General features: G+C 67.1%; 18 protein-coding genes, 2 tRNA genes and 1 pseudogene. 9 read left to right on the top strand and 12 right to left on the bottom strand.

Going from position 1 to position 26,047, the window contains the following annotated elements; translation table 11 throughout:
• Positions 1–259: 259 nt before the first annotated feature.
• From AB1I47_RS16720 to AB1I47_RS16730, 3 genes are all read left to right on the top strand, one after another.
• Positions 260–697, top strand: coding sequence for a hypothetical protein (locus AB1I47_RS16720; protein WP_354684862.1), 438 nt, complete (start codon positions 260–262; stop codon positions 695–697).
• 164 nt (positions 698–861) lie between these two features.
• Positions 862–1,050, top strand: a complete 189-nt coding sequence (locus AB1I47_RS16725; RefSeq protein WP_354684863.1) for a hypothetical protein — start codon at positions 862–864, stop codon at positions 1,048–1,050.
• A gap of 98 nt (positions 1,051–1,148) precedes the next feature.
• The gene (locus AB1I47_RS16730; protein ID WP_354684864.1) at positions 1,149–1,532 is read left to right on the top strand and encodes a hypothetical protein; all 384 of its coding nucleotides are present in this window, start codon (positions 1,149–1,151) and stop codon (positions 1,530–1,532) included.
• A gap of 42 nt (positions 1,533–1,574) precedes the next feature.
• Here AB1I47_RS16730 and AB1I47_RS16735 read toward each other — a convergent pair whose 3' ends face one another.
• Together AB1I47_RS16735 and AB1I47_RS16740 are read right to left on the bottom strand one after the other, a co-directional pair.
• On the bottom strand, positions 1,575–6,431 hold the full coding sequence (locus AB1I47_RS16735; RefSeq protein ID WP_354684865.1) for an NAD-glutamate dehydrogenase: 4,857 nt from the start codon (positions 6,429–6,431) through the stop codon (positions 1,575–1,577).
• A 241-nt stretch (positions 6,432–6,672) separates the two neighbouring features.
• Positions 6,673–7,221 carry a MarR family transcriptional regulator gene (locus AB1I47_RS16740; protein WP_354684866.1) on the bottom strand — a complete coding sequence of 183 codons (549 nt, stop codon included), beginning with the start codon at positions 7,219–7,221 and terminating at the stop codon, positions 6,673–6,675.
• A 247-nt stretch (positions 7,222–7,468) separates the two neighbouring features.
• Here AB1I47_RS16740 and AB1I47_RS16745 point away from each other — a divergent pair.
• A pseudogene (locus AB1I47_RS16745) lies at positions 7,469–7,596 on the top strand (acetyl-CoA hydrolase/transferase C-terminal domain-containing protein); the annotation flags it as partial.
• A gap of 168 nt (positions 7,597–7,764) precedes the next feature.
• On the opposite strand, the gene AB1I47_RS16750 reads toward AB1I47_RS16745, so the two are convergent.
• The 3 genes from AB1I47_RS16750 to AB1I47_RS16760 form a co-directional block, all read right to left on the bottom strand.
• Complete coding sequence (locus tag AB1I47_RS16750) at positions 7,765–8,130, bottom strand: hypothetical protein (protein ID WP_354684867.1); 366 nt, start codon at positions 8,128–8,130, stop codon at positions 7,765–7,767.
• Between the two features lie 317 nt (positions 8,131–8,447).
• Entirely contained in the window at positions 8,448–9,437 is a 990-nt protein-coding gene (locus AB1I47_RS16755; RefSeq protein WP_354684868.1) for a tripartite tricarboxylate transporter substrate binding protein BugE, read from the bottom strand.
• A gap of 243 nt (positions 9,438–9,680) precedes the next feature.
• Positions 9,681–9,756: transfer RNA gene (locus tag AB1I47_RS16760), tRNA-Lys, on the bottom strand.
• Between the two features lie 153 nt (positions 9,757–9,909).
• Here AB1I47_RS16760 and AB1I47_RS16765 point away from each other — a divergent pair.
• Positions 9,910–10,818 carry a LysR family transcriptional regulator gene (locus AB1I47_RS16765; RefSeq protein WP_354684869.1) on the top strand — a complete coding sequence of 303 codons (909 nt, stop codon included), beginning with the start codon at positions 9,910–9,912 and terminating at the stop codon, positions 10,816–10,818.
• A 132-nt stretch (positions 10,819–10,950) separates the two neighbouring features.
• A complete protein-coding gene (locus AB1I47_RS16770) occupies positions 10,951–12,339 on the top strand; it encodes an 8-oxoguanine deaminase (RefSeq protein ID WP_354684870.1) in 1,389 nt (462 codons plus the stop codon).
• Positions 12,340–12,417: 78 nt separating this feature from the next.
• Here the strand turns inward: AB1I47_RS16770 and AB1I47_RS16775 are convergent.
• Positions 12,418–12,493 (bottom strand) — tRNA-Lys (locus AB1I47_RS16775).
• Positions 12,494–12,719: 226 nt separating this feature from the next.
• Here AB1I47_RS16775 and AB1I47_RS16780 point away from each other — a divergent pair.
• Positions 12,720–12,983 carry a DUF1488 family protein gene (locus AB1I47_RS16780; protein ID WP_022534433.1) on the top strand — a complete coding sequence of 88 codons (264 nt, stop codon included), beginning with the start codon at positions 12,720–12,722 and terminating at the stop codon, positions 12,981–12,983.
• Positions 12,984–13,152: 169 nt separating this feature from the next.
• On the opposite strand, the gene AB1I47_RS16785 is transcribed toward AB1I47_RS16780, so the two are convergent.
• From AB1I47_RS16785 to folD, 4 genes are all read right to left on the bottom strand, one after another.
• Positions 13,153–14,952 carry a SulP family inorganic anion transporter gene (locus tag AB1I47_RS16785; protein ID WP_354684871.1) on the bottom strand — a complete coding sequence of 600 codons (1,800 nt, stop codon included), beginning with the start codon at positions 14,950–14,952 and terminating at the stop codon, positions 13,153–13,155.
• Between the two features lie 56 nt (positions 14,953–15,008).
• Positions 15,009–15,839, bottom strand: a complete 831-nt coding sequence (gene xth, locus AB1I47_RS16790) for an exodeoxyribonuclease III (protein WP_354684872.1) — start codon at positions 15,837–15,839, stop codon at positions 15,009–15,011.
• Positions 15,836–17,920: a M3 family metallopeptidase gene (locus AB1I47_RS16795; protein ID WP_354684873.1), complete on the bottom strand. Its 2,085-nt coding sequence runs from the start codon at positions 17,918–17,920 to the stop codon at positions 15,836–15,838. The genes xth and AB1I47_RS16795 overlap by 4 nt, the downstream gene beginning before the upstream one ends.
• A 114-nt stretch (positions 17,921–18,034) precedes the next feature.
• Complete coding sequence (gene folD / locus AB1I47_RS16800) at positions 18,035–18,886, bottom strand: bifunctional methylenetetrahydrofolate dehydrogenase/methenyltetrahydrofolate cyclohydrolase FolD (protein WP_354684874.1); 852 nt, start codon at positions 18,884–18,886, stop codon at positions 18,035–18,037.
• Positions 18,887–19,056: 170 nt separating this feature from the next.
• Here folD and AB1I47_RS16805 point away from each other — a divergent pair, with 170 nt between their 5' ends.
• On the top strand, positions 19,057–19,344 hold the full coding sequence (locus AB1I47_RS16805; RefSeq protein ID WP_354684875.1) for a hypothetical protein: 288 nt from the start codon (positions 19,057–19,059) through the stop codon (positions 19,342–19,344).
• Between the two features lie 72 nt (positions 19,345–19,416).
• Here AB1I47_RS16805 and AB1I47_RS16810 read toward each other — a convergent pair whose 3' ends face one another.
• On the bottom strand, positions 19,417–20,049 hold the full coding sequence (locus AB1I47_RS16810) for a response regulator transcription factor (protein WP_029047707.1): 633 nt from the start codon (positions 20,047–20,049) through the stop codon (positions 19,417–19,419).
• Positions 20,050–20,250: 201 nt separating this feature from the next.
• Positions 20,251–22,794 carry a PAS domain S-box protein gene (locus AB1I47_RS16815; protein WP_354684876.1) on the bottom strand — a complete coding sequence of 848 codons (2,544 nt, stop codon included), beginning with the start codon at positions 22,792–22,794 and terminating at the stop codon, positions 20,251–20,253.
• 475 nt (positions 22,795–23,269) lie between these two features.
• On the opposite strand from AB1I47_RS16815, the gene aceE reads away from it, so the two are divergent.
• The gene (gene aceE, locus AB1I47_RS16820; protein ID WP_354684877.1) at positions 23,270–25,957 is read left to right on the top strand and encodes a pyruvate dehydrogenase (acetyl-transferring), homodimeric type; all 2,688 of its coding nucleotides are present in this window, start codon (positions 23,270–23,272) and stop codon (positions 25,955–25,957) included.
• The last annotated feature ends 90 nt before the right edge of the window (positions 25,958–26,047 follow it).

Raw genomic sequence — 26,047 nt, forward strand, 5'->3', positions numbered from 1 at the left:
CACCGCCAAACACCCAAGGCAGGAGCCCGGTGCGCGAATCGCGCACGCCGGGATCTGTGCGGGGGGTGCTCAGTAATGGGCATTCCTACCGCGACATAGTCCCGCCCCGCGGTTCGGTCATCCCCCACGATTCTCAAATTGGGGCGCTTGCCCGCAAGACAGCAGCGCAGCGGCCGTCTTGGTATAACCTGAAACCGATGCCGGGCCGCGGCAACCATGTTGCGTCAGCAGGTTTGGCAGGGTCGCTACGGGAGATGCCATGGCGGAGTGCGGAAGCAGGGCGTGCTGGTTTGGGCTGGGCATTGTGCTGGGCGCGGCGGTTGGCGGTGCCTGCGCGATGCTGGTACGCACGGCAACGGCACAGGGGGCCTCGCAGCCCGGGGCGCAGTCCGGGGCGCAATCACCGGCACAGTCATTGACACAGCCGCAGCCGGATGCACCGCTGGTGCCTTCCGATTCCACCTCCGATCGCGCGCTGACCGATGCCGCCACCGACGTGGTCGAGTATCGCGGCTTTGTCATCCACGTGTTCTGCCACGCGCTGGGAGGGGGGCGTTTCAAGGCCTTGTGCGATATCTGGGAATCTGGTGCCGTGGTGCTGGAAGGCGGCGCCCCGCCGACCATCCACGCGACGCCGGACGAAGCACGCGCTGCCGCGATCGAATGGGCCCGTCAATGGGTGCAGCGCAATGGCTGAGCCCGGGGTTGCCGCGCTCATCGCCATGTCAAAACCTGCCGATCCGGACGACAGGCCTGATAATCGCGGCTGAGCAGGCATGGCCGCGCCGCAATCCGGCGGACGGCCGTGACCGGATCGCGCCCGGCTCAGAGCTTCCAGGGCGTCCGTTTTAAGGAGAATTCATGTTTGTTTGTGGGAACCAGGCTTGCGGCGCGCGCTGGGAGCCGGATGAGGTGCAGATCCGCAACGAGGGGCAGGGGCCGGTATTCCGCTGCCCGCTATGCGGAGCGCGCAACCACGTCGAGGCACGCAAGGCGCGCGATGGCAGTACGGTCTACCGCCAGGTGACCGCGAAGCCGGCGCCGCGCTAGCCCGGCCGGGCGGCCCGCTGTGTTACCCCCACGCATGTGGGGTCAAATTCACGCGGTGGCCGCCTTAAGCTCGCCTGGGCGGGACCGTTAAACACAAAATGGACTTTGCCGACCTTCCCCAAGACTCTGCCTCCAATGCCGAACGCATGGGGTGGGCGAGCGCTTCGCCAGAAGTGATCGCCAAGGTGTTGAATTCGGCGCTGGCGGCGCAGGACCTTTCGGGGTTCGCCGCGCTGCTGTCGGATATCGCGCGCGACCGCGGGCTGAAGGGCCAACGCGCGGCGCACCAGTCGATCTATGACATGCCGTACGCCAGCCTGCTGCCGCGGCAGAAGCACTTGTTGTCCGATGCCTTCGAGCTGCTGATCCTGCTCGGTCTCGAGCTGCATCCGCGCCGTGCCGATGAAGATCCCGGCGCCGACTCGGACCATGAGGCGGACCACGACACCGATACGGACGCACACAGCGACGCGGACGAATAACCCACACCGCCCGGCATCGCCCGGCACACCCCACGCGCTACGCTAGGCGCGCTCCAGCATGCCGATCTCGCGCACCGCCACAGACAGCATCGACAATCCGGCTGCCCCCGAGGCGCGCTGGTCGGCCAGCATGCGCGTGAAGCGTTCGAGCGCGCCATGGCGGCTGGCCCGCCAGCCATCGATGCGCGCGTCGGGCGTATCGACCTCGCCGGGCTGCGACAGCACGCTGACCGTCAGCGCGCGCTTGAGCCGTCCCAGGTCTTCCAGCGTGGTGGTGCGCGCCAGCAGGTCCCAGTGCGTGTCCGAGGGCAGCGCCAGCGCGCGTTCGCGCAGCCAGCTGAAGCTGAGGTGGCTGTCCAGCGCAAAGTAGACCCCGGCCACCAGCTCCAGGCTGCGTTCGCAGGCGGCGGCCACTTCGGCGATATCCAGCGCCGCGGCGGAGATCTCGCTGCCCGCCACGCGCATCGCCAGGGCCTCGCCGACCCCGGCATCCATAAATGCCTTGGCGCGCTCCTGCAGTGCCGATGCATCCGCTGGCGGCAGCAGTCGCGGCAGTTGCGGCACCAGCCACTGCGCCGCCTGCGCAAAACGCGCCAGGTCCTCGCCCGCCTTGCCGCCGGCACGCAGATAGCGAATGAACCACAGGCAGGCGCGCTCCAGCAGCACCGCCACGGCGCCGAACATGCGCGCCTGCTCGGCATCGGGCACCCGGTTATCGAGCGCATCGATCTGCTGCCACAGCTCGGTCAGGCCGAACACATCGCGCGCGATCAGGCAGGCGCGCACGATATCGGCGGGGCGCGCGTCGGTTTCTTCCATGATCCGGTGCACGAAGGTGGCGCCGATGCGGTTGGCCAGCATATTGGTCAGGTGCGTGGCCAGGATCTCGCGCCGCAGCGGGTGGCGCTGCATCGCGTCGGCGTAGCGCTGGCGCAGCGGCACCGGGAAGTAATCGGCCAGCATGCCGGACACCAGGGAGTCCTCGGGCACATCCGAAGCCAGCAGCTCGTCGTACAGCCACATCTTGCTGTAGGCGAGCAGCACGGCGCGCTCAGGCGATGTCATCCCTTCGCCGGCCAGCTTGCGCTCGGCGATCTCTTCATCGGAGGGCAGGAATTCGAGCGCGCGATTGAGCCGCCCGGCCCGTTCGAGCCAGCGGATCAGGCGCGCCTCGCCGTCGAGCAGCGCGGCGCCGCTGCGCCCGGCCACCGACAGCGCCTGGGTCTGGTAGTAGTTGTCCTGCAGCACCAGCAGGCCGACTTCGTCGGTCATCTCGGCCAGCAGCTTGTTGCGCTGCTTCTCGGTCATCTCGCCGTCGGCCACCACCAGCCCCAGCAGGATCTTGATATTGACTTCGTGGTCCGAACAGTCCACGCCGGCCGAATTGTCGATGGCATCGGTATTGATGCGCCCGCCCTTGCGCGCGAACTCGATGCGGCCAAGCTGCGTGAAGCCCAGGTTGCCGCCTTCGCCCACCACCTTGCAGCGCAGCTCGTTGCCGTTGACGCGCACCGCGTCATTGGTGCGGTCGCCGGCCTGCAGGTGCGTTTCCTGGCTCGACTTGACGTAGGTGCCGATGCCGCCGTTGTAGAGCAGGTCCACCGGTGCCATCAGGATGGCGTGGATCAGCTCGGCCGGTGACAGCGTGGTGGCCGTGACGCCGAGCACCGCCTGCACCTGCCGCGACAGCGGGATGGTCTTGGCGGTGCGCGGATAGATGCCGCCGCCCTCTGAGATCAGCGTGGTGTCGTAGTCGGCCCAGCTCGAGCGCGGCAGGTTGAACATGCGCGCGCGCTCCTGCAGGCTCGAAGCCGGATCGGGGTTGGGATCGAGAAAGATATGGCGGTGGTCGAACGCAGCCACCAGCCGGATATGCGGCGACAGCAGCATGCCGTTGCCGAACACGTCGCCAGACATGTCGCCGATGCCGGCCACGGTGAAGTCGGTGGTCTGGATATCGATGCCCATCTCGCGGAAATGCCGCTTGACCGATTCCCACGCGCCGCGCGCGGTGATGCCCATTTTCTTGTGGTCGTAGCCGACCGAGCCGCCGGAGGCGAAGGCATCGTCCAGCCAGAAGCCGTACTCGGCGGAGATCGCATTGGCGAAGTCGGAGAACGTGGCGGTGCCCTTGTCCGCGGCCACCACTAGGTAGGGATCGTTGTCGTCGTGGCGCACCACGTCTGGCGGCGGTACCAGCTGACCGCCGACCAGGTTGTCGGTGAGGTCGAGCAGCCCGCGCAGGAAAGTCTGGTAGCAGCCGATGCCTTCCTGCAGCAACGCGTCGCGATCGGTGGGCGGCGGCGGGCGCTTGACCACGAAGCCGCCCTTGGAACCCACCGGCACGATCACCGTGTTCTTGACCATCTGCGCCTTCATCAGGCCCAGCACCTCGGTGCGGAAGTCTTCGCGCCGGTCTGACCAGCGCAGCCCGCCGCGCGCCACCCGGCCGCCGCGCAGGTGTACGCCTTCAACGCGCGGCGAGTAGACCCAGATCTCGAACATCGGCCGCGGCTCGGGCAGGCCGGGCACGCGCGCCGGATTGAACTTGAACGACAGGTAGGGACGCGGCTTGCCATCCTCGCCATGATGGAAATAGTTGGTGCGCACGGTGGCGTTGATCACGCCGAGGAAGAGCCGCAGGATGCGGTCCTCGTCGAGGTTGGGCACCTTGTCGAGCGCGGCTTCGATATCGGCCAGCAGCTTGTCGCAGCGCGCCTGGCGCGCGGTATCGGCGGCCACCTGGCTGTGCGTGTCGAAGCGCGCGACGAACAGCGCCACCAGCATGCCGGCGATGCCGGCGTTGCAGGTCAGCGCGCGTTCGATATAGGCGTCGCTGAAGGTGGAACCGACCTGGCGCAGGTAGCGCGCATAGGCGCGCAGGATGGTGACGTCGCGCGCGGCCAGCTCGGCGCGCAGCACCAGCCGGTTGAGGTCGTCGTTCTCGATCTCGCCGCGCCACGCACGCGCAAAGGCGTCCTCGAACAGCGCCTTCACGCGCGCGATATCGAAGTCCGCCTCGCTGCTGCCGTCGGCGATCTCCAGCCCGAAGTCGTGCACCCATACCGGCGTGCCGCTGTCGGGCTCGATCAGGTAAGGGCGCTCCTCATCGACGCGCACGCCGAGATGCTCGAGCATCGGCAGGCTCAGCGACAGCGCGATCGGCTCGCCGGCGCGGTACACCTTGAAGCGGAACGCGCCCGGCGCGGCTTCAATCGGGCGGTACAGGTTCATCGCCATACCGTTGCCGTGCAGTGCATGCTCCATCAGGTCGATATCGCGCACCGCGGTGCGTGCCGGGTAGTCCTCGCGATAGCCGGCGGGGAACGAGCCGCCATAGCGTTGCAGCAGCCGGTTGCCTTGTTCTTCGCCGTGGCTTTCATGCAGCGCCTCGGCGAGATCGTCCTGCCAGCGGCGGCTGGCGTGGACGATGCGATCTTCCAGTTCGCCCGTATCGACATGCGGCATCGTGCCGGGCTCGCCGCGCACGGTGAGCTGGATGCGTGCCAGCGGCGATTCGGACAGCAGCGGCGTGAATTCGCAGCTCGTGCCGTGGAAGGCCGCGGTCAGCAGCTTCTGGATCTTCTGGCGCAGGTCGGTGTTGTACTTGTCGCGCGGCACGAAGACCAGGCACGAGACAAAGCGGTCGAAGCGGTCGCGGCGCACGAAGAGCCGCGTACGCTGGTGCTCCTGCAGCCGCAGGATGCCGATGGTGATGTCGAACAGTTCGTCTTCGCTGGCCTGGAACAACTCGTCGCGCGGGTATTGCTCGAGGATGGTCACCAGCGATTTGTACAGGTGGCCCTTGGCGAGGAAACCGGTACGCGACAGGATGTTGGCGCACTTGCGCCGCACCAGCGGAATCTCGGCGATCGGCGCCATGTAGGCGGTCGAGGTGTACAGGCCGACAAAGCGGCGCTCACCGAAGAGCTGCCCCTGCTTATCCAGCAGCTTGACGCCGACATAGTCCAGATAGCCGGGCCGGTGCACGGTGGCGCGCGAATTGGCCTTGGTCACGAAGATCGGCGACGCGCCTTCGATGATGTCGGTGGCCGCGGCGGGCAGCGGCGTCAGGTCAGCGGCATCGGGTTCGCGCAGGCTCTCGCGCAGGATGCCCGCGCCCGAGTCCGGCACGCCCCGCAGGAAATAGCGCCCGTCCTGCGACACGAGCTGGTAGTCGCGCTGGCCGAGGAAGGTGAAGTGGTCGTCCATCATCCATTCGAGGAAGGCGCGCGCTTCCTCGCTTTCCGGCGAGGCGGCATCGGGCCCCTGGGCCAGCGCGGCGATGGTGGCCTGGGTGATCTCGCCCATCTTCGCCCAGTCTTCCACCGCCGCGCGCACGTCGACCAGCACCTGGCCGATGCCGCTGCGCAGCGCGTCCAGCCGCGCGGCCTCGCCGCTGCGGTCGATCTCGAAATGGATAAAGGATTCGAGGCGCGAGTTGTCGCCGGCCTCGCCCGCGCCGCCCGGCGCGATGCGCTCGATGCCGCCGCGCGTGCCGCGCCAGACGCGGAACACCGGGTGGATCGCGGAATGCAGCGCGAGCCCCTGCCGGTTGATCTCCATCGTCACCGAATCGACCAGGAAGGGCATGTCGTCGTTGACGATTTCCACCACGGTGTGGTCGGAGTGCCAGCCGTGCTCTTCCAGGTTGGGGTTGTAGACGCGGATGCGGGCCGTGCCGGGAACGAATTTCTGCGCGGTCTGCCAGTGCGCCATCACGGCGCCATAGAGGTCGGCGACTTCGCGCCGCAGCAGGTCTTCAGCGTCGGCCTGGTCGTAGTAATGCCGCAGGAAGGGCTCGACCACGCTGAAGGTTGCCGCCGGCAGCCGCTCGCGGGCGAAGGTGACCAGTTCGTCCAGCAGGTGCGCGACTTTGTCTTCGTTCTCCTGCGGCATGTTCCCTCCTCGCGGTGTCGATGGGTGCCGTGCCGCCGCGGGGGCGCAGCGGCCGCGACATGTGCCGGGGCATGCTCATACTTTAGGAAAAAACCGAGCTCCCGGCGCAATAAAGTGGCCGGGCATGGCGAGGATGAGAAGAGGAGGGGAAAGCGGAGGAGAAAGCGGAGGAGAAAGCGGAGGAGAAAGCGGCCGGTCCCGGCGCAGCTTGGCGGGACCGGCTTGCAGGACGCGTCAGGCGTCAGAACCGGACGCGGGCGAGAATGGGCGTTGACGCAGGGCGGTGCGCGATGGGCGGCAGGCCGGTGCAGGTGACGGGCGTGGCCGGTTTGTCCTGCGCTTCGCCGCCGACGCGGATCTGGCGCGTGGTGTGGTCGCTCAGCGTGATCTTCATCCGCTCGAGCAGGCTGCCCAGCGCCACGCGTTCCTGCGAGTTGAACGGCGCAACCGACACGCTATGCAGCGCGCTGAGGGCCTGCGAGGCGCGCTCGAGCCGGCCGGCGGCGGATTCGGCAATGCGCGGGGGAAGATTGTCGGAATACTCGATCCAGCCGTCGCGCTCCAGCTCGGCCAGCAGCAGCTCGGATCGGGTGGCATCGATCGGCATGGCGCCCGGCAGGGTCGAGCCGCGCACGAAAGCACCGCGCCGGATGGCGCGCAACAACAGCCATTTGGCGTAATTCAGGCCAGAGGCGGAGAGAGTCTGTTCTAACGCATCCTGCCAGGCGGTCACGGCATCTACCAGGGCAAGGACAACCGGCTCGTTGGGTTCGAGGGGTCTTGGCTGCATGAATGGCGTCTCCTGTTGTGAGTTCGCCGCCACTGCGATGCTAAAAGGCCGGAGCATGGCCGGCCCGGGCGGCACGGACGCCGATGCCTCTTTGGCGGGCACGGTCGACCGATGGGGCAGACACTAACAGAAACTGTTGCCGATGTTGTGACATCAAGGAAAGCCCCCCGACTACCGAGGGGCATAGTGCCGCGCGAGTCCCATCAGAGCGGTGTGGTATGAGGAAAGCGACTGGTTTCCATGCAGCACGCACATGATGAACGGCATCGGCGGCTTCGGTGGCTTTGCGCGCAATGCGCACCTGTCGGTGTTCGTGACCAAGTCGGTGGCCAAGGGCGGCATGTCTCAAATATCGTGCCGATGGTGGCGCATGTCGGCGTCCGCGACCGCGGCACCCTGCGGCCGCAGGAACCGGTGAAGCGACATCCGTGAAAATGGTATCGGCGCTGGCCGCCTGACAACCGGCGCGTCCCGATGCAAACGGCCCGCCGAAGCGGGCCGTTTTGGGTGGGTGCCGCCCGCGCGGGCGGCGGCGCGCAGAGGTTACTGCGCTTTGCCAGCGTTGCTGGCGGGAGCCTTGGCGCCGTCGGTGTACGGGTCCCGCTTGCCGGCCTTGGCGCCTTCGGTGTAGGGATCGAACTTGCCGGCCTTCGCGCCATCCGTGTTCGGGTCGAACTTCTTGCCCGAGCTACTGGTCAGGTCCGCCTTGGTCGATTGCTTCGCGCCATCGGTGTAGGGGTCGAACTTGCCTGACTTGGCCGGGTTCTGGTTCGGGCTGGCCTTCTTCTTGGTGTGGCCGCCGCTGTAGAGGTCGCCGCCGTCGGTGTAGTTCTTCTGCGCATAGGCCTGGGTCGCGCCGAGCGCGGCCAGTGCTGCAACAATCAGGGTCGGAACGGTTTTCGTCAGCATCTTTTTATCCTCGCGATGGTTGGCCGCGCAGCGCCTGCGCGAAGCCGGTTTGGGGCCAGCGTTGGCCGGCTTGCGCCGGTGGTGTGGCGGAGCACCCGGCTAATGTACCGAGTCGGCGCTGGTCCGCAAAGTGAATGTTTCTTCTACGTGTATTGAAGACAGTCGGCGCCGCCGGCGTACTGCGCGGGATCAAGTCGCAGCGGATTCGAGAAGCGATGGAGGGCCGCGGTGACCGTGCAGGCCTACGCGGAAAAGAAAACGGCTGCCGTTGCGGCAGCCGTTTTGCATGACCCTCTCGGGTTGCGCGTTGTCCCGCTTTATTCCAGCGTGATGTTCTGGTCGCGCGCGATCTTCTTGCGCAGGTCCAGTTCGCGCTTGATCTGCGCGGCGAACTGCGCCGAGGTATTGCCGTCGGTGAAGGCGCCGCTTTCAGCCAGCCGGCGCTTGACGTTCGGGTCCTGCAGCGCCTTGACCGCGGCATCGTGCACGCGCGTGACGATCGCCGCCGGCGTGCCGGCCGGTGCCACCAGGCCGTACCAGGCCATATTGTTCATGTCCTTCATGCCGGCTTCGGCGAAGGTCGGCACGTCGGGCAGGCCCTCGACGCGCTTGGGCGCTGCCACTGCCAGTGCGCGCAGCTTGCCGGCCTGGATATGCGGCATCGACGACGGCAGGTTGTCGAACTGGGCGTTGACCTGGCCGGCCAGCGTGTCGTTCAGCGCCGGGCCCGATCCCCGGTAGGGGATATGGACCATGTCGGTCTTGGTGATGTCCTTGAACAGCTCGCCGTCCAGGTGCGAGATGCTGCCCTTGCCGGCCGACGCGTAGCTGTACTTGCCGGGGTTGGCCTGCAGCAGCGCGACGAATTCCTTCACGGTCTTGGCCGGCACCTTCGGGTTCACCGTCAGCACGTTGGGCACGTTGACCAGGTTGGTGATCGGCGCGAAATCCTTGAGCGGATCGTACGGGTTCTTCGGGTTGGTGGCCGGGTTGGTCGCCATCGTGCTGACGGTGGCGATGCCCAGCGTGTAGCCGTCTGCCGCGGACTTGGCCAGCGCGTCGGCACCGATCGCGCCGCCGCCGCCGCCACGGTTTTCCACCACCACCGGCTGGCCCAGTTCTCGGCCCAGGCCGTCGGAGACTGCGCGCGCGACGATATCGGTGGTGCCGCCGGCCGCGAACGGAACGATCAGGCGGATCGGCTTGTTCGGGTAGGACTGCGCCTGGGCAAGGCCGGCGTGCGCCAGGCCAAGGGCGGCGAGGCAGGCGGCCGCGCCTGCGCTGAAGAGGGTAGGTACTGCTTTCAAGGATGCCTCCGTTCTTTCTTCACTGATGGCGCGCCGGGATTGTTCCGCGATACGGAACTATGTTCCACTATGGGCGCCGGAGCGATTGAAACGGGAAAGTGCTGGCAACGGAATTGGTGACAACCCGCGTATCAAGAAAACGGCGTTGGTGCCGTCCGCGCGAGGGCGTCGCGGGTGGGGCAGGAAACCCGATGCGGAAATGAAAAAAGCCGGAAGCAAGCTTCCGGCCTTTCATGAATTCGCTGGTGGGGCGTGAGTGACTCGAACACTCGACCTACGGATTAAGAGTCCGCTGCTCTACCAACTGAGCTAACGCCCCAACGAAGAAAAAGATTGTAGCAAGGTACCGGATGCGGCGCAATACCCTCTCGTCATTTTTTGCGAGCCGGGGTTGTGGCTGCGAGCCTGCCGACCGCTACAATGCGCACGCCCGCCTGTCACCCAGTCCCGCACCTAGTCCCGCACCCCTCCCATGCACGCCAGAGTCCTGCGCTATCTCGACGAGGTCGTCCGCCGCGGTTCGATCCGCAAGGCGGCCGAGCACCTGCACGTGGCGCCCACCGCGGTCAACCGCCAGATCCTGGACCTGGAGGCGGAGCTGGGCGCGCCGCTGTTCGAGCGCATCAACAAACGGCTGCGGCTGACACCGCTGGGCGAGATGGTGCTGGCCCACGTGCGCGAGACCCTGCGCGAGCACGACGCGCTGCGCGAACGCATCGCCGACTTCAAGGGCGCCCGTCGCGGCGACGTCACCGTAGCGGTCACCGCGGGCCTGGCGGGCTCGCTGATGCCGTCGCTGGTGCACGATTTCCGCCAGCGCTACCCGGGCATCGTCGTGCGCATCCATGATCTGCCGGTGGCGGATATCGTCGCCGCGGTGGAGCAGGGCGATGCCGATCTCGGCCTCGGCTACGACCTGCCCGAACTGCCCGCCTTCCGCGCGCTGGCCTCCAGCGACTGGCAGATCGGCGCGGTGGTGCCGCCGGGCCACCCGCTGGCCGCGCAGCCGTCGGTGCTGCTGAGCGAATGCGTGGGCCACCCGCTGATCCTGCCGGCGCCGTCGTTGTCGATCCGCGCGATCCTCGACGATGCCTTTGCCCGCAATGCCATCGAGGTGTCGCCGGTGGCCGAGTCCACGTCGACGGTGCTGATCCGCCAGCTGGTGATGCTGGGCACCGGCATCGCGCTGCTGAATCCGCTCGACGTGATGGAGGAGCGCGCGCGCCAGGCGCTGGTCTACGTGCCGCTGCGCGACCGCCACCTGCAGGGCCAGACGCTGACGCTGGTGGCACGCTCCCGCGCCCCGCTCAGTGCGGCGGCGGAGCTGATGGCCGAGCGCATCGCCGAAGCGCTGGCCGCGCTGTTCGCACAGGCGCGCTGAGCTGGTGTCCCGACCGGCGCTGTCCACTTTTTGTGGACACGATGGTCGGAATTCTGCGCTTAGGGACTGGCATCGCGGCGCCGTAGACTGGGGTCCATCCCATCTGACTCCCCAAGCAAAAGGAATTCCGCCATGACCCTGATTGCCCTGAACGCCGATGTGCTGGTCACCATGGACGCGCAGCGCCGCGAGATCCGCGATGGCGCCCTGGTCGCCGAAGGCCCGGCCATGCAGTGGGTCGGCGCCACGGCGGAACTGCCGCCGCAGTACCGCCGCATGGTCGACGAAGGCAGCGCACGGGTGCTCGACATGCGCGGCCGCGTGGTCACGCCAGGGCTGGTCAATACGCACCACCACATGTACCAGAGCCTGACGCGCGCGGTGCCTGCGGCGCAGGATGCTGAGCTGTTCTCATGGCTCACCAACCTGTACATGCTGTGGTCGCACCTGACGCCGGAAATGATCGCGGTATCCACCCGGACCGCGATGGCCGAGCTGATGCTGTCGGGCTGCACCACCACCAGCGACCACCTGTACCTGTATCCCAATGGCGCGCGGCTGGACGACTCGATCGCCGCGGCGCAGGAAATGGGCATGCGCTTCCATGCCGCGCGCGGCTCGATGAGCGTCGGCCGCAGCAAGGGCGGCCTGCCGCCCGACGTGGTGGTGGAACAAGAGGACGCGATCCTGCGCGACAGCCAGCGGCTGGTGGAGCAGTACCACGACAGCGCGCGCCACGCGATGCTGCGCATCGTGCTGGCGCCGTGCTCGCCATTCTCGGTGTCGCGCGACCTGATGCGCGAATCGGCCAATATGGCGCGGCACTATGGCGTATCGCTGCACACCCACCTGGCCGAGAACGACAACGACATCGCCTACTCGCGCGAGAAGTTCGGCCTGACGCCGGCGCAGTATGCCGAGGACCTGGGCTGGGTCGGCCATGACGTGTGGCACGCGCACTGCGTCAAGCTCGACGAGGAGGGCATCGCGCTGTTCGCGCGCACTGGCACAGGCGTGGCGCATTGCCCTTGCTCGAATATGCGGCTGGCCTCCGGCATTGCGCCGGTGCGGGCGATGCGCGATGCGGGCGTGCCGGTGGGGCTGGGCGTCGATGGCAGCGCGTCCAACGACGGCGCGCATATGCTGGGCGAGGCGCGCCAGGCGCTGCTGCTGCAGCGCGTGGGCTACGGCCCGGCGGCGATGAGTGCGCGCGAGGCGCTGGAGATCGCCACGCTGGGCGGCGCGCGCGTGCTGAACCGCGACGATATCGGCGCGCTGGCGCCGGGCATGTCGGCGGACTTCGTTGCCTTCGATATGTCGGGTGTCGGGTTTGCCGGCGGCGGCCACGATCCGGTGGCGGCGCTGGTGTTCTGCACGCCGGCCAATGTCGCGGCGAGCGTGATCAACGGGCGTGAGGTGGTGCGCGACGGCGCGCTGCTGACCGCCGATTTGCCGAACGTGCTCGTGCGCCACCGCGCACTGGCACACACGTTGTTCGAGCGCGCCAGCATCGGCGCCTGACAGAATCCGCGCCCGCCTGATTCAGCGGAAAAAGCAAAAGGCCGGAAGCATCGCTGCTTCCGGCCTTTCTGTATTCGCTGGTGGGGCGTGAGTGACTCGAACACTCGACCTACGGATTAAGAGTCCGCTGCTCTACCAACTGAGCTAACGCCCCAACGAAGAACGAGATTCTATCATGATTTTTTGCGCTGTCAAATGTTCCGTGAGCGCCCCGGCAAAACACGTCGGGGCGTCGCGGATGCGGCGTGTCGTCGCGTGCAGGGAACCGAACGCCAGCGCGGACGGTCTCCGGATTGAGCGCATTCGCACAGGCTCAACCATACGATTTCGCCTGAGCCATGTTAGGATTCTTCTCCACTTGCATATGGAGGGCTGCACCGATGGAAATCAAATTCCAAGAGCAAGAGCGCTACGACATCAACAATGAAGGCTTGCTCTTTCAGGCGATCGTCAATGGCGAGAAGGTGACTTGCGTGGTGACACGTGAAGCACTGTGGGAAGGCTTCAGCGCCGATCAGGTGCTGTCGCTGGAAGAGGCATTCCGTGCCGGCCGTGAAACGATCGAACGCGCCGCCGTGGTGCTGATCGAGCAGGGCGCGCCCCAGCCTATCGTCGTCAAGCGCGCCCACGTGGCGCCGATCTGATGAGGATGGATGCCCCGGCCAGCCCCAGGCATGCCGCGGGCGCCCATCCGTTATCAGCTACGTTGTCCAGTTTCCCAGCGTAGGGCCGTCCGGCCTTGCGTGCCCAGCCCGGCAACGCCGGTCCAGGGCGTCCGCAGTATCCCCCTTCAGTCTTTTTTAAGTCCCTTTTTCAGGTCTTTTCACTCGCCTTGCCATGCGCGGCGGGGCCGGGCCGCGATGCGCATTCGTCGAAGATGCGGGCCTGGCACTGGGCACAGATTTCCGGCGACAACTTGCCGATGATCGTGTGCAGCGCCTGCCGCTTGGTCGGGAAGACATGGTCCGGCCCGAGCTTGTCGGTGAAGCCGGTCTGTTCCCACGTCTGCAGCACTTGCGTGCGCGGCCGGTGGAAGTAGAGGTCGCCGCCCAGCGCACGGCGCTCGGCGAGTTCGCTTTCCCACATCTCGGCGCCGGCCAGGTCGATAAAGTTCATGCTCTTGGTCATCGCCAGCAGATGGGTCTGCCCGGGGTTGACCGTGCGCAGCCAGTGCAGGCGGTCGGTCACGTACTGCACCGCGCCGAAGTAGATCGCGCCTTCCATGCGCAGCAGCTTCAGTTGCGGGCATTCCGGCTGTGGGCGGCGCAGTTCGTCCAGCGGCGTGAAGCGACGGTCGGGGTCGTCGGCATCGGGTACCAGGCTACGCACCGCGGGCCGGGAGGTGCGGTACAGGTAGGCCACCAGCGACAGCACGGTGCCGAGCAGCACCGCCATTTCCAGCCGGATCACCAGCGTCGCGGCGAAGGTGCCGATGGCGATGGCGAACTCCGTGCGGCTCAGTGTGAAGATGCGGCGCAGCCGGGCGATATCGAGCAGGCCCCAGGCCACCAGCAGCAGCATCGCGGCGATCGCGGCCATCGGGATCTGTGCCAGCAGCGGGGCGCTGATCGCCACCAGCGCCACCAGCCACAGCGCCGAGAACACGCTGGCCAGCGGCGTGCGCGCACCGGCCTCGAAGTTCGGCACCGAACGGTTGAGCGAGCCGCACGAGATATAGCCGGAGAAAAAGCCGCCGACGATATTCGACAAGCCCTGGCCGATAAATTCGCGGTTGGCGTCGATATGCTGGCCGGAGCGCAGTGCCACCGCCTTGGCGATCGAGATCGACTGGCCCAGCGCGACGATGGTCAGCGCCGACGCGATCCCCAGCAGGTCAGGCAGCTTGCGCCAGTCCACGTCGGGCACGTGGAAGTGCGGCAGCGCCGACGGGATCGGACCGACCACATTGACATGCTGTCCGCCCACGCCGGCCCGGTTCAGCAGCAGCGCCACGCCGTACCCGGCCAGCAGCCCGAGCAGCATGAACGGCAGCTTGCGCCACAGCCGTTTGCATAGCAGCGTCACCGCCAGCGTCACCGCGCCCACGATGAGCGCCGAGCCGTTGATCGTATCGGCGTTCTCGAACAAGTGGCGCAACACGCCGAATGCGCTGGTGCCGGTCGGCACCTCCAGCCCGAACAGGTCCTTCAGCGCATACAGGCCGATCAGCGTCGCGGCACCGCAGGTGAAGCCGAGCAGCACCGATGGCGAGATGAAGTTGGCCAGCGACCCGAGCCGCAGCGTGCCTAGCGCAAGCTGCATCACGCCCACCACGATGGTGACCGCCAGCGCCAGCCCGATATAGGCCGGGCTGCCGGCAAAGGCCAGCGGGCTCAGCATGGCGAACAGCGCCAGGGAATTGGCATTGGTCGGCCCTGACATCACGTGCCAGCTCGAGCCGAACAGCGCCGCCACGATGCATGGCACCACCGCGCTGTAGATGCCGTACTGCGGCGGCAGGCCGGCCAGCGTGGCGAAGGCCACGCCCTGCGGCAGCACCAGCACGGCGCCGAGCAGGCCGGCGATGAGGTCGGCGCGCAGCGTGGCGGGGTCTACGCGCCGGCCCCACGGGAACAGGCGGGTGAGGATGGAGCCGGGATGGGACGCGGGCATGGGACGAAATGGCAGGGCTCAGCGCCGCCCGTCGCCGGGCGGCGCCGTAGCAGCGTTCAGCCGCAATGCAGCGTGGCAACCACCGGGGTGTGGTCCGACGGCTGGTCCCAGGTGCGCGGCACGCGGTCGATCACGCATGCCGTGCATTGCGCGGTCAGCGCCGGCGACAGCAGGATATGGTCGATGCGCAGGCCGGCATTGCGGCGGAACGCCAGCATGCGGTAGTCCCACCACGAGAACGCCTTCTCCGGCTGCTCGAACTTGCGGAAGGCATCCGCCAGCCCCAGCTCCACCAGCGCGGCAAACGCGGCGCGCTCCGGTGGCGAGACCAGGTTCTGGCCTTCCCACTTGGCCGGGTCGTGCACGTCGCGGTCTTCCGGTGCGATATTGAAATCGCCCAGCAGCGCCAGGCGCGGGTAGCGCGTCATTTCCTCGCGCAGCCACGCCGTCATCGCTTCCAGCCACTTCAGCTTGTAGGCGAACTTCTCCGACTCCGGCGACTGCCCGTTGGGGAAGTAGGCGCAGACCACGCGCAGGTCGCCGTAGGTGGCGGCGATCACGCGCTGTTGCGCATCCTCGAAGCCGGGGATGTTGCGCACCACGTCGGCGGGGCCGGGCATGCTGGCGTCGCGGGCGAGGATGGCCACGCCGTTGTACGTCTTCTGCCCGGTGTAGATGCTGTGGAAGCCGGCGTTCTCCAGCTCGGCGAGCGGGTACTTGTCGTCCGGCAGCTTCAGTTCCTGCAGGCACAGCGCGTCGATCGGCGCGCCGGCCTGCTCCTGCTCGGCCAGCCATTGCAGCACCTGCGGCAGGCGCACCTTCAGCGAGTTGACGTTCCAGCTTGCAATGCGAAGCGGTCCCTGAGTAGGCAAGGCCACCGCGCTCATGCCGCCATCCCGCCGTGGCGCAGCAGCACATCGATCTGCGGCGCGCGGCCGCGGAACGCGACGAAGGACTCCATCGCCGGACGGCTGCCGCCCACCGACAGGATTTCGCGCTGGTAGCGCGCGCCGGTCTCGCTGTCGAGCACGGTGCCCGACAGTTGCGCCGCTTCCTCGAACGCCGCGTACACGTCGGCCGACAGCACCTCGGCCCACTTGTAGCTGTAGTAGCCCGCCGCGTAGCCGCCGGCGAAGATATGGCTGAAGGTGTTCGGCCAGCGCGACAGCGGATGCTGCGGCACCACGTGCACGCGGTCATTGATCTGACGCGACAGGTCCAGCACCGACGCCTCGCCGGCCGGATCGAAGTCCGTATGCAGATGCATGTCGAACGACGAGAACACGATCTGGCGCAGCGTCATCATGCCGTTCTGGAAGTTCTTGGCGGCCAGCATGCGGTCGAACAGCGCGCGCGGCAGCGGCTCGCCGGTCTCGACATGCTGCGTCATGCCGGTCAGCACTTCATATTCCCAGCAGAAGTTCTCCATGAACTGCGACGGCAGCTCTACCGCATCCCATTCCACCCCGTTGATGCCCGACACGCCCAGCTCGCCCACCTGCGTCAGCATATGGTGCAGGCCGTGGCCGAACTCATGGAACAGCGTGATGACTTCGTCGTGCGTGAACAGTGCGGGCTTGTTGCCGACCGGCGCGGAGAAATTGCAGGTCAGGTAGGCCACCGGGGTCTGCACGCCGCCTTGCTCCAGCACCTTGCGGCCGCGCGCATCGTCCATCCACGCGCCGCCGCGCTTGCCTTCGCGCGCGTACAGGTCGATATAGAACTGGGCCAGCAGCGTGCCGTCGGCGGTGCTTACGCGGAAGAAGCGTACGTCCTTGTGCCAGGTCTGCGCCTGCTCGGGCTCGATGCGCACCGAGAACAGTTTCTCCACCACGCCGAACAGGCCTTCCAGCACCTTGGGTTCCGGGAAGTACTGCTTGACCTCGTGCTCGGAGAACGCATAGCGCCGCTGGCGCAGCTTTTCCGAGGCATAGGCCACGTCCCACGGCTGCAGGTCGGTCAGGCCGAGTTCGGATGCGGCAAACGCCTGCAGTTCGGCCCAGTCCTTCTCGGCATAGGGACGCGCCTTCACCGCGAGTTCGTCGAGGAACTTCAGCACCTCGGCGGGCGACTCGGCCATCTTCGGCACCAGCGAGACCTCGCCATAGCACTGGTAGCCCAGCATCTGCGCTTCTTCGCGGCGCAGCGCGAGCTGCTCGCGCATATTGGCGGTGTTGTCCCAGTCGGCCTGGCCCTGGCCGTATTGCGGGGCGAGCTCGGACGCGCGCGTGACGTTGGCTTCGTACAGCGTCTGGCGCAGCGCGCGGTCATCCGCGTACTGCAGCACCGGGAAGTAGGAGGGAAAGTGCAGCGTGAACTTCCAGCCGGCCTTGCCTTCCTTCTCGGCGGCGAGGCGGGCGGCTTCCTTCGCGTCGTCGGGCAGGCCGGCCAGGCGCGCCTCGTCCTCGACGTAGAGCGCATAGGTATTGGTGGCGTCCAGCACATGGTCGGAGAACGCCTTGGACAACTGCGCCTGCTGCTCCTGGATCTCGGCGAAGCGCGGCTTCTGGTCCTCGGGCAGTTCGGCGCCGCCCAGGCGGAAGCCGCGCAGCTCGTTGTCGATCAGCTGGTGGCGCGCCGCACTCATGCCGGCAAACTCGGGGCTGGTGGCCAGCGCCTTGTACTTGTCATACAGCGCCAGGCTCTGGCCGAGCGAGGACCAGAATTCGGTCATGCGCGGCAGGTTCTCGGCGTGCGCCTTGCGCAGCTCGGGCGTATCGGCCACGGCGCTCAGGTGGCTGACCACGCCCCAAGCGCGGCCCAGCGGCTCGGTGGCCGTTTCCAGCGCCTGCACGGCGTGGGCCCAGTCGGCCGGCGTGGCGGGGTCCTCCGCGCGCGCGACGGCCTGCTGCGCGCGTTCCAGCAGCACGTCCAGCGCCGGGCTGATGTGCTCGGGCCGGATCTCGGCAAAGCGGGGCAGGTCGGAAAAGTCCAGCAGCGGATTCTGGGCGTTGGCAGCTTGGTCCATGGCGTGTTCTCGGTTGGCTGGCCTGATGGGGCAATGTCCCGCAGATGGGGCCGGGGCGCCGGCTTTTCCAGTGCCCCGGGTGGCGTATGGTACGTATCGTACGCCGAAGCAATGTTAGCCCGCGGCGCGCTCCGCTGCTTCCAGCGTGTTTACCAGCAGCATGGTGATGGTCATCGGGCCGACGCCGCCGGGCACCGGCGTGATGTAGCCGGCCACCTCGCGGACGCCGGCAAAGTCGACGTCGCCGCACAGCTTGCCGTTGTCGTCGCGGTTCATGCCCACGTCGATCACGACCGCGCCGGGCTTGACCATGTCGGCGGTGATCAGGTTGCGCCGGCCGACCGCCGCCACCACCACATCCGCGTCACGGGTATGGGCGCCGATATCGCGCGTCTTGCTGTTGCAGATGGTGACGGTGGCGCCGGCCTGCAGCAGCAGCATCGCCATCGGCTTGCCGACGATGTTGGAGGCCCCGACCACCACGGCGCGCGCGCCGCGCAGCGGGAACTGGATCGATTCCAGCATCTTCATGCAACCGTAGGGGGTGCACGGGCGGAACAGCGGCGCGCCGGTCATCAGCGCGCCGGCGTTGGCCACGTGGAAGCCGTCGACGTCCTTTTCCGGGGCGATCGCTTCCAGCACCTTGTGGCTGTCGATGTGCTTGGGCAGCGGCAACTGCACCAGGATGCCGTGGATCCTGGGGTCGTGGTTCAGGGCATCGATGCGGGCCAGCAGGTCGGCCTCGGACAGATCAGCCGGGTAGCGGTCCAGCGACGAATAGAAACCGTTGTCCTCGCAGGCCTTGACCTTGTTGCGCACATAGACCTGGCTGGCCGGATCCTCCCCGACCAGGACCACCGCCAGGCCGGGCTGGTGGCCGCGTTCGGTCAGGCGGGCGGCGCGCTGGGCGGCTTCGGAGCGGATTTGTTTGGCAAGGGCGTTGCCGTCGATCAGTTGGGCGGACATGGAGGAATAGCGGATTTGTGACCGGAGGGGGATGCACCCGCGTACTTCGCGCGGGTTGCAAAGGCTAAAGGCGGATTATAAAGGTTGCGAGGCAGGGTGCGCGGGCACAGCGGCACGCAGCTTGACCGGAGGCGGTACCGCGCGCCGGCAGGGCTGGTAGCATCGGCCGCATGCTCACCGCGCTCCCGTCCCTGTTGTCCGATCCCTTGCTGGTCCTGGTGTCCCTGGCCGGGCTGCTATGGGCGCTGACGTGCCGGCCCTGGCAGCTATTGCGGCGCGATGCCCTGCAGAACGCGATGGCGCCCGGCCTGCCGCTGAGCGTGGCCGACACGCTCGCGGCCACGGTGATCCTGGCCTTTGGCGAAGCCTTCCTGACCGGCATGCTGGTGGCAGTCTTTGTGGTCTACCGGCCACAATGGGTGGTCACGTTCCGGGACGAGGAATACCTGAAGAGCTGAAGGACCGGGCGCCCGAGGGCGCCCGGAAACAGGCTGGCCAGGGAGAGATGAGGGGGCCAGCCGGCGCCTTGATTAACTGTTGCGCGACAGCGCCAGGCGCAACAAGTCGGCCACCGTGTTGACGTTGAGCTTTTCCATGATGTTGGCGCGGTGCGCCTCCACCGTCTTGATGGAAATGCCCAGGTCATCGGCGATCTGCTTGTTCAGGCGGCCGGCCACGATGCGCTCCAGCACCTGCTGCTCGCGCGTGGTCAGCTTGCCCAGCAGGTCCTTGGCGGCGCGCTGCTCGCGCGCGGCGGAATGGTCGGTGCGGGCCTTCTGCAGCATGCGCTCGACCAGCGCGCGCAGCTCCGACTCGTCGAACGGCTTCTCGATAAAGTCGATCGCGCCGCGCTTCATCGTCGATACCGCCATCGGCACGTCGCCGTGGCCGGTGATGAAGACGATCGGGATATTGATGTTCTCGGCGATCATCCGTTCCTGCAGCTCCGGGCCGCTCATGCCGGGCATGCGCACATCGAGGATCAGGCAGGACACCTGGCTGGCATCGTAGGCGGCGAGGAACTGTTCGGCGCTGGTGAAGCTGCGCACCTGATAGCCATTGCCCTCCAGCAGCCAGGTCAGCGAGTCGCGCATGGCTTCATCGTCGTCGACGATGAACACGGTCTCGCCGCGGTGGGGCGTGGGGTTTGGCGTTGCGGTCATGTAGTCTCCTCGGGACAACAATTCATTGCTGCGAAGTGTAACCGGCAGCGACCCTCTGTGGCGAGACAGGCCCCCCTCGTCGGGGGGGATGTGGGCGGCCGGCGGGCTCCGGAAGCTGGCGGCGGGTGTAGGCAGGTGTAGGCAGGTGAGGCGGGTGTGTCGACGGGGGCGGGCGTCGGCCCCGAAGGCGCGCCCCGGGTGTTATTGCTCGGCCATCACCGGCTGCAGCGGCAGCATGATCTTAAATGTACAACCGATGCCGTCGATATTGTTCTCCACCCACAGGCGGCCCTGGTGCGACTCGATGATCGAGCGGCAGATGTTCAGTCCCATGCCCATGCCGTCGGACTTGGTGCTGAAGAAGGGTTCGAACAGCCGTTCTTTGGTGGTCTCGTCGACACCCGGTCCCTGGTCGATCACATCGATATGGATGTTGTCGCCGATCTCGCCGTGCTCCACGCGCGCATGCAGCCGCACCACGCCGCCGGCGCGCAGCGCGGGCAGGCCGGCCATGGCTTCGACCGCGTTCTTGAGCAGGTTCACCAGCACCTGCTCGATGAGCACCGGGTCGACATAGACGGTCAGCGGCGGCGCCGGCAGCCGGGTCAGGATGGTGACGCGGCGGCGCGTGGCCTCCAGGTCGGCCAGGCCCACGGCGTCGGCGACGATATCGTGCAGCGAGGCCTCGCGGCGCTGCGGCTGGCTGCGCTTCACGAAGCCGCGGATGCGGCTGATGATGGTGCCGGCGCGCACCGCCTGCGCCGAGGTCTTCTCCAGTACCGGGATCAGGTCTTCGGGGGTGCTGCGGCCGGAATGCAGCCGCGCCACCGCGCCCATGCAGTAATTGTTGATCGCCGCCAGCGGCTGGTTCAGCTCGTGCGCCAGCGACGACGCCATCTCGCCCATGGTGGTCAGGCGGCTGGTGAACTGCAGCCGCTCTTCATGCTGGCGCGCCATTTCCTCGGCCGCCTTGCGCACCGTGATGTCGGTGGCGATCTGCATCTGCGCCAGGTGGCCGTCCACCCACTGGATATAGCGGCGGCGCACTTCGAACCACTTCTGCATGTCCGGCACGAACACCTCGCGCGCATCGGACGCATACGGCATCAGTTCGGAGGCGGGCAGGCCGGCGTAGGCGTCGATGTAGTCGGTGTTATCGCCCGAGACCTGTTCCTTGTCGAGCTCGTCGCCGGCCAGCTTCAGGTGGCCTTCGGCCTCCCAGCCGAACAGCTGGCGATAGTAGCGGTTGGCGAACAGCAGCTCGGCCTTGTCGGTGGCCAGCACCGAGACGGCGGCGTCCAGGCTCTCCAGCACCGTGGTGAAGCGGTCGTGGGCGGCGGCCAGTTCCTCGCGCGCGCGCTTGGGCTCGGTGATGTCCGTCATCGAGCTCATCCAGCCGGTATGGCGGCCGCGGCTGTCGACCAGCGGCGACACATACATGCGCGCGTAGAAGCTGCTGCCGTCGCGGCGCATCACGCGCATCTCGTAGCCGCCGGCGGGCGACTTGCCCTGCAGCGTCAGGTCGATCTGCTTCTGCATTTCCTGCTGGTCGTTGGGCGGCCAGTAGGGGAAGGGCGGCAGGCGGCCCACCAGGTCGTTCTCCTGCCAGCCGGTCATGCGGCAGAAGGCAGGGTTGACGTAGGTGATGCGGCCGTTCAGGTCGAGCGCGCGCAGGCCGATCAGCATCGAGTTTTCCATCGCGCGCCGGAACGAGGTTTCGGCCAGCAGCGCGCGCTGCGCCTCGGAGCGGCGGCTGGTGTGGCGCCACATGCTCCACAGGCTCCACAGCAGGAAGCACGACAGCCCCACCACCAGCCACAGCAGCATGTTGTTGGGCAGGTTCGACGGTGGCGGGTAGGCGTCGGCGCGCAGCGACAGCGAGTGGCCCGGCGGATCCAGCAGCACCTCGTACGACAGCGCATTGCCCGGCACCGGCCGCAGCGAGGTGCTGGCGCGGGTCTGGTTGTTCTTGTCGATCAGCGAGAAGCGGTAGCGCTCGGTCAGCTCTGGCGGCAGCAGGTGCGTCAGGATGCCGTTGATCGAGTACAGCGCGCCGAGCGTGCCGAGGAACTCGTTGTCGCGCACGATCGGCACTTCCATCAGCATGAAGCTGTCGCCGCGGTCATTGACCAGCGGGCGCGAGTACACCACGCGCTGGGTCTCGCGGGCGGCGTCGAAGGTGTCGAGCACTTCGGGCTCGAGCGGCTGGTCCTGGCTCTCGCGCAGCCGGTTGGCGAACTCGGAGGTCGATGGCAGCGACCAGCGCCCGCGCTTGGTGGCGTCGAGCCAGTTGACGAAGACGATCTCCGGGTTCTCGCGCAGGATTTCCTGCGCCGCGGTGCGGTAGGCGCCTTGCTCCAGTTGCGCGGCGGCGATGTCGCGCGCCAGCGAGGCGAGCTGGTCCTGGTTGCTCAGCAGGGACAGGCGCACGCGCTGCTGCGCCCAGGCGGCGTCACGGTACAGCGCGTCGCGCTGCTGCTGGCGCTCGGTTTCGTGCAGCGACCACAGGATCACGCCCATCGCCACCGTGAACAGCACGATGGCGACCAGCGGGATAAACATGAACCAGCTCGTGGCGACCAGGTTGCGCCAGCGCAGCCACCACAGCCCGCGCGGCGCCGCCACCGGAGCGCCGTCGTCCGGCCCCAGCGCCTCGATCGGGCCCAGACCGGCCGCCGGCGAGGGGGCGTGGCCGGTATCGCCATTGGCCGCCTTGGCTCTGCCCGAGACTTCGGGAGGGAGCATGGCGGCGCGCAGGCGGGAAAGAAATCGGGCGAGAAACTGGGCGGGAAACGGCATGGGAGGGATTGACGGCTGACCGACCAGTGTACCGAGATTATTGCAGTGCGTCGCTTGGGGAAAGCGCCAATGAATTTGCAGGGTTTTCTGCGCGGCCGGCCCGCTGATGGCTGGCCGGTCGCCGGCGATCAGGTGATTCTTTGTGCGCTGCCGCAATATTTCACATTATAAGAAACGATATCGCAATTTGAAAATTTCACTTGTGTTGGACTTTGGGCTTCCATAGAATCGGTTCGACCCAAGAATGCGGGCGGTAGCCATGCGCCTGCCGCGCGGAGAAACCGGAACAGGTTTCCCGGCGGTGGCCCGATGCACGGCGCAGCAGCCGCCGGACCCGCAACAGTGCGAGTCAACCCGTAGAGCCCCCAGGCCGGCGCTGCAAGCGCGGGCACGGAAGCACGAATTCACCCAGGAGACAGTCATGTCCGCCGTACCAGAGCAGATTCTCGGCGCGTCCAGCGCCAACGACGCCGATCCCCAGGAAACGCATGAATGGCTTGACGCGCTGCAGGGCGTCCTCGCTGCCGAAGGCCCCGAGCGCGCCGCGTTCCTGATCGACAAGCAGATCGAATACGCGCGCGTGAACGGCGTGACCCAGCCGTTCCACGCCGAGACGCAGTACATCAACACCATCCCGGTGGAGCAGCAGGCCCGCATCCCCGGCGACCAGGACATCGAGCACCGGATCCGCTCGTACACCCGCTGGAACGCGATGGCGATGGTGCTGCGCGCCAACAAGCACACCAACGTCGGCGGCCATATCTCGTCGTTCGCGTCGGCCGCGACGCTGTACGACGTGGGCTACAACCACTTCTGGCACGCCCCGTCGGACAAGCACGGCGGCGACCTGGTCTTCGTGCAGGGCCACTCGGCTCCGGGCGTGTACTCGCGCGCCTTCCTGCTGGGCCGCCTGACGCAGGACCAGCTCGACAACTTCCGCCAGGAAGTGGACGGCAAGGGCATCTCGTCGTACCCGCACCCGTGGCTGATGCCGGACTTCTGGCAGTTCCCGACGGTGTCGATGGGCCTGGGCCCGATCATGGCGATCTACCAGGCGCGCTTCATGAAGTACCTGAACAGCCGCGGCCTGGTGAACACCGAAGGGCGCAAGGTCTGGGCCTTCCTGGGCGACGGCGAGACCGACGAGCCGGAATCGCTGGGCGCGATCGGCATGGCCGGCCGCGAGAAGCTCGACAACCTGGTCTTTGTCATCAACTGCAACCTGCAGCGCCTGGACGGTCCGGTGCGCGGCAACGGCAAGATCATCCAGGAACTGGAGTCGGAATTCCGTGGCTCGGGCTGGAACGTGATCAAGGTGGTGTGGGGCAGCCGCTGGGATTCGCTGCTGGCGCGCGACACCAAGGGCCTGCTGATGAAGCGCATGATGGAATGCGTGGACGGCGAGTACCAGACCATGAAGGCCAAGGACGGCGCCTACGTCCGCGAGCACTTCTTCAACACGCCTGAGCTGAAGGCGATGGTGGCCGACTGGTCCGACGAGGACATCTGGCGCCTGAACCGCGGCGGCCACGACCCGCACAAGATCTACGCCGCCTACAAGGCCGCCAGCGAGCACAAGGGCCAGCCCACGCTGATCCTGGCCAAGACCATCAAGGGCTATGGCATGGGCGACGCCGGCCAGGCCATGAACGTGGCCCACCAGCAGAAGAAGATGCCGGTGGACGCGATCCGCAAGTTCCGCGACCAGTTCAGCATCCCGGTGCCCGACGACAAGCTCGAAGAGGTGCCGTACATCACCTTCGAGGAAGGCTCGAAGGAACTGGAATACATGCGCCAGGCGCGCATGAACCTGGGCGGCTACCTGCCGACGCGCCGCCAGAAGGCTGAAGCGCTGCAAGTGCCCCAGCTGTCGGCGTTCGAAGCGCTGCTGAAGGCCACCGGCGAAGGCCGCGAAGTGTCCACCACCATGGCCTTCGTCCGGATCCTGAACACGCTGCTGAAAGACAAGCAGATCGGCAAGCACGTGGTGCCCATCGTGCCGGACGAGTCGCGCACCTTCGGCATGGAAGGCCTGTTCCGCCAGGTCGGCATCTGGAACCAGGAAGGCCAGAAGTACGTGCCGGAAGACCATGACCAGCTGATGTTCTACAAGGAATCGCAGACTGGCCAGGTGCTGCAGGAAGGCATCAACGAAGCCGGCGCCATGTGCGACTGGATTGCCGCCGCCACGTCGTACTCGACGCACGGCGTGCAGATGATCCCGTTCTACATCTACTACTCGATGTTCGGCATCCAGCGGATCGGCGACCTGTGCTGGGCCGCTGCCGACATGCGCTCGCGCGGCTTCCTGCTGGGCGGCACCGCCGGCCGCACCACGCTGAACGGCGAAGGCTTGCAGCACGAGGACGGCCACTCGCACGTGTTCCACGCCGCGATCCCGAACTGCATCTCGTACGACCCGACCTTCCAGTTCGAACTGGCGGTGATCATGCAGGACGGCCTGCGCCGCATGTACGCCGAGCAGGAAGACATCTACTACTACCTGACGGTGATGAACGAGAACTACGAGCATCCGGAAATGCCGGCTGGCGTAGAGCAGGACATCGTCAAGGGCATGTACCAGTTCCGCAAGGGCGTCGAGAACAGCAACGCGCCGCGCGTGCAGCTGCTGGGCTCGGGCACGATCTTCCGCGAGGTGATCGCCGCCGCCGAACTGCTGAAGCAGGACTGGGGCGTCGAGTCCGACCTGTGGGGCTGCCCGAGCTTTACCGAGCTGGCCCGCGAAGGCCAGGCCGCCGAGCGCCACAACCTGCTGCACCCGACCGAGACCCCGCGCGAGGCGTTCGTCACGCAGAAGCTGAAGTCGGCCCGCGGCCCGGTGATCGCCTCGACCGACTACGTGCGCGCCTTCGCCGAGCAGATCCGTCCGTTCGTGCCGCGCCGCTACGTGGTGCTGGGCACCGACGGCTTCGGCCGCTCGGATACGCGCGAGAAGCTGCGCCACTTCTTTGAAGTGGACCGCCACTGGGTCACGCTGGCCGCGCTGAAGGCACTGGCCGACGAAGGCGCGATCGGCCGCGACAAGGTGGCCGAGGCCATCAAGAAGTACAACCTCGACCCGAACAAGCCCAACCCGATGTCGGTCTGATCCGGCAGCCTGCACCAACCCCCGCAGTACGGCGACGCCGTGCCGCGGGCGCCCCGGCCCCGTGCCGGAAGCGCCTTGCGGCACGGCGGC

Source organism: Cupriavidus necator, from assembly GCF_040578825.1.
Taxonomy (GTDB): Bacteria; Pseudomonadota; Gammaproteobacteria; order Burkholderiales; family Burkholderiaceae; genus Cupriavidus; species Cupriavidus necator_E.

Bases quoted from the DNA above. Each gene is read 5' to 3' on its own strand.
- AB1I47_RS16730 (WP_354684864.1), top strand. From the start codon at position 1,149: ATGGACTTTGCCGACCTTCCCCAAGACTCTGCCTCCAATGCCGAACGC.
- xth (WP_354684872.1), bottom strand. From the start codon at position 15,839: ATGAGCGCGGTGGCCTTGCCTACTCAGGGACCGCTTCGCATTGCAAGC.
- AB1I47_RS16770 (WP_354684870.1), top strand. From the start codon at position 10,951: ATGACCCTGATTGCCCTGAACGCCGATGTGCTGGTCACCATGGACGCG.
- aceE (WP_354684877.1), top strand. From the start codon at position 23,270: ATGTCCGCCGTACCAGAGCAGATTCTCGGCGCGTCCAGCGCCAACGAC.
- AB1I47_RS16810 (WP_029047707.1), bottom strand. From the start codon at position 20,049: ATGACCGCAACGCCAAACCCCACGCCCCACCGCGGCGAGACCGTGTTC.
- folD (WP_354684874.1), bottom strand. From the start codon at position 18,886: ATGTCCGCCCAACTGATCGACGGCAACGCCCTTGCCAAACAAATCCGC.
- AB1I47_RS16725 (WP_354684863.1), top strand. From the start codon at position 862: ATGTTTGTTTGTGGGAACCAGGCTTGCGGCGCGCGCTGGGAGCCGGAT.
- AB1I47_RS16750 (WP_354684867.1), bottom strand. From the start codon at position 8,130: ATGCTGACGAAAACCGTTCCGACCCTGATTGTTGCAGCACTGGCCGCG.
- AB1I47_RS16785 (WP_354684871.1), bottom strand. From the start codon at position 14,952: ATGCCCGCGTCCCATCCCGGCTCCATCCTCACCCGCCTGTTCCCGTGG.
- AB1I47_RS16765 (WP_354684869.1), top strand. From the start codon at position 9,910: ATGCACGCCAGAGTCCTGCGCTATCTCGACGAGGTCGTCCGCCGCGGT.
- AB1I47_RS16815 (WP_354684876.1), bottom strand. From the start codon at position 22,794: ATGCTCCCTCCCGAAGTCTCGGGCAGAGCCAAGGCGGCCAATGGCGAT.
- AB1I47_RS16740 (WP_354684866.1), bottom strand. From the start codon at position 7,221: ATGCAGCCAAGACCCCTCGAACCCAACGAGCCGGTTGTCCTTGCCCTG.
- AB1I47_RS16735 (WP_354684865.1), bottom strand. From the start codon at position 6,431: ATGCCGCAGGAGAACGAAGACAAAGTCGCGCACCTGCTGGACGAACTG.
- AB1I47_RS16805 (WP_354684875.1), top strand. From the start codon at position 19,057: ATGCTCACCGCGCTCCCGTCCCTGTTGTCCGATCCCTTGCTGGTCCTG.
- AB1I47_RS16795 (WP_354684873.1), bottom strand. From the start codon at position 17,920: ATGGACCAAGCTGCCAACGCCCAGAATCCGCTGCTGGACTTTTCCGAC.
- AB1I47_RS16720 (WP_354684862.1), top strand. From the start codon at position 260: ATGGCGGAGTGCGGAAGCAGGGCGTGCTGGTTTGGGCTGGGCATTGTG.
- AB1I47_RS16780 (WP_022534433.1), top strand. From the start codon at position 12,720: ATGGAAATCAAATTCCAAGAGCAAGAGCGCTACGACATCAACAATGAA.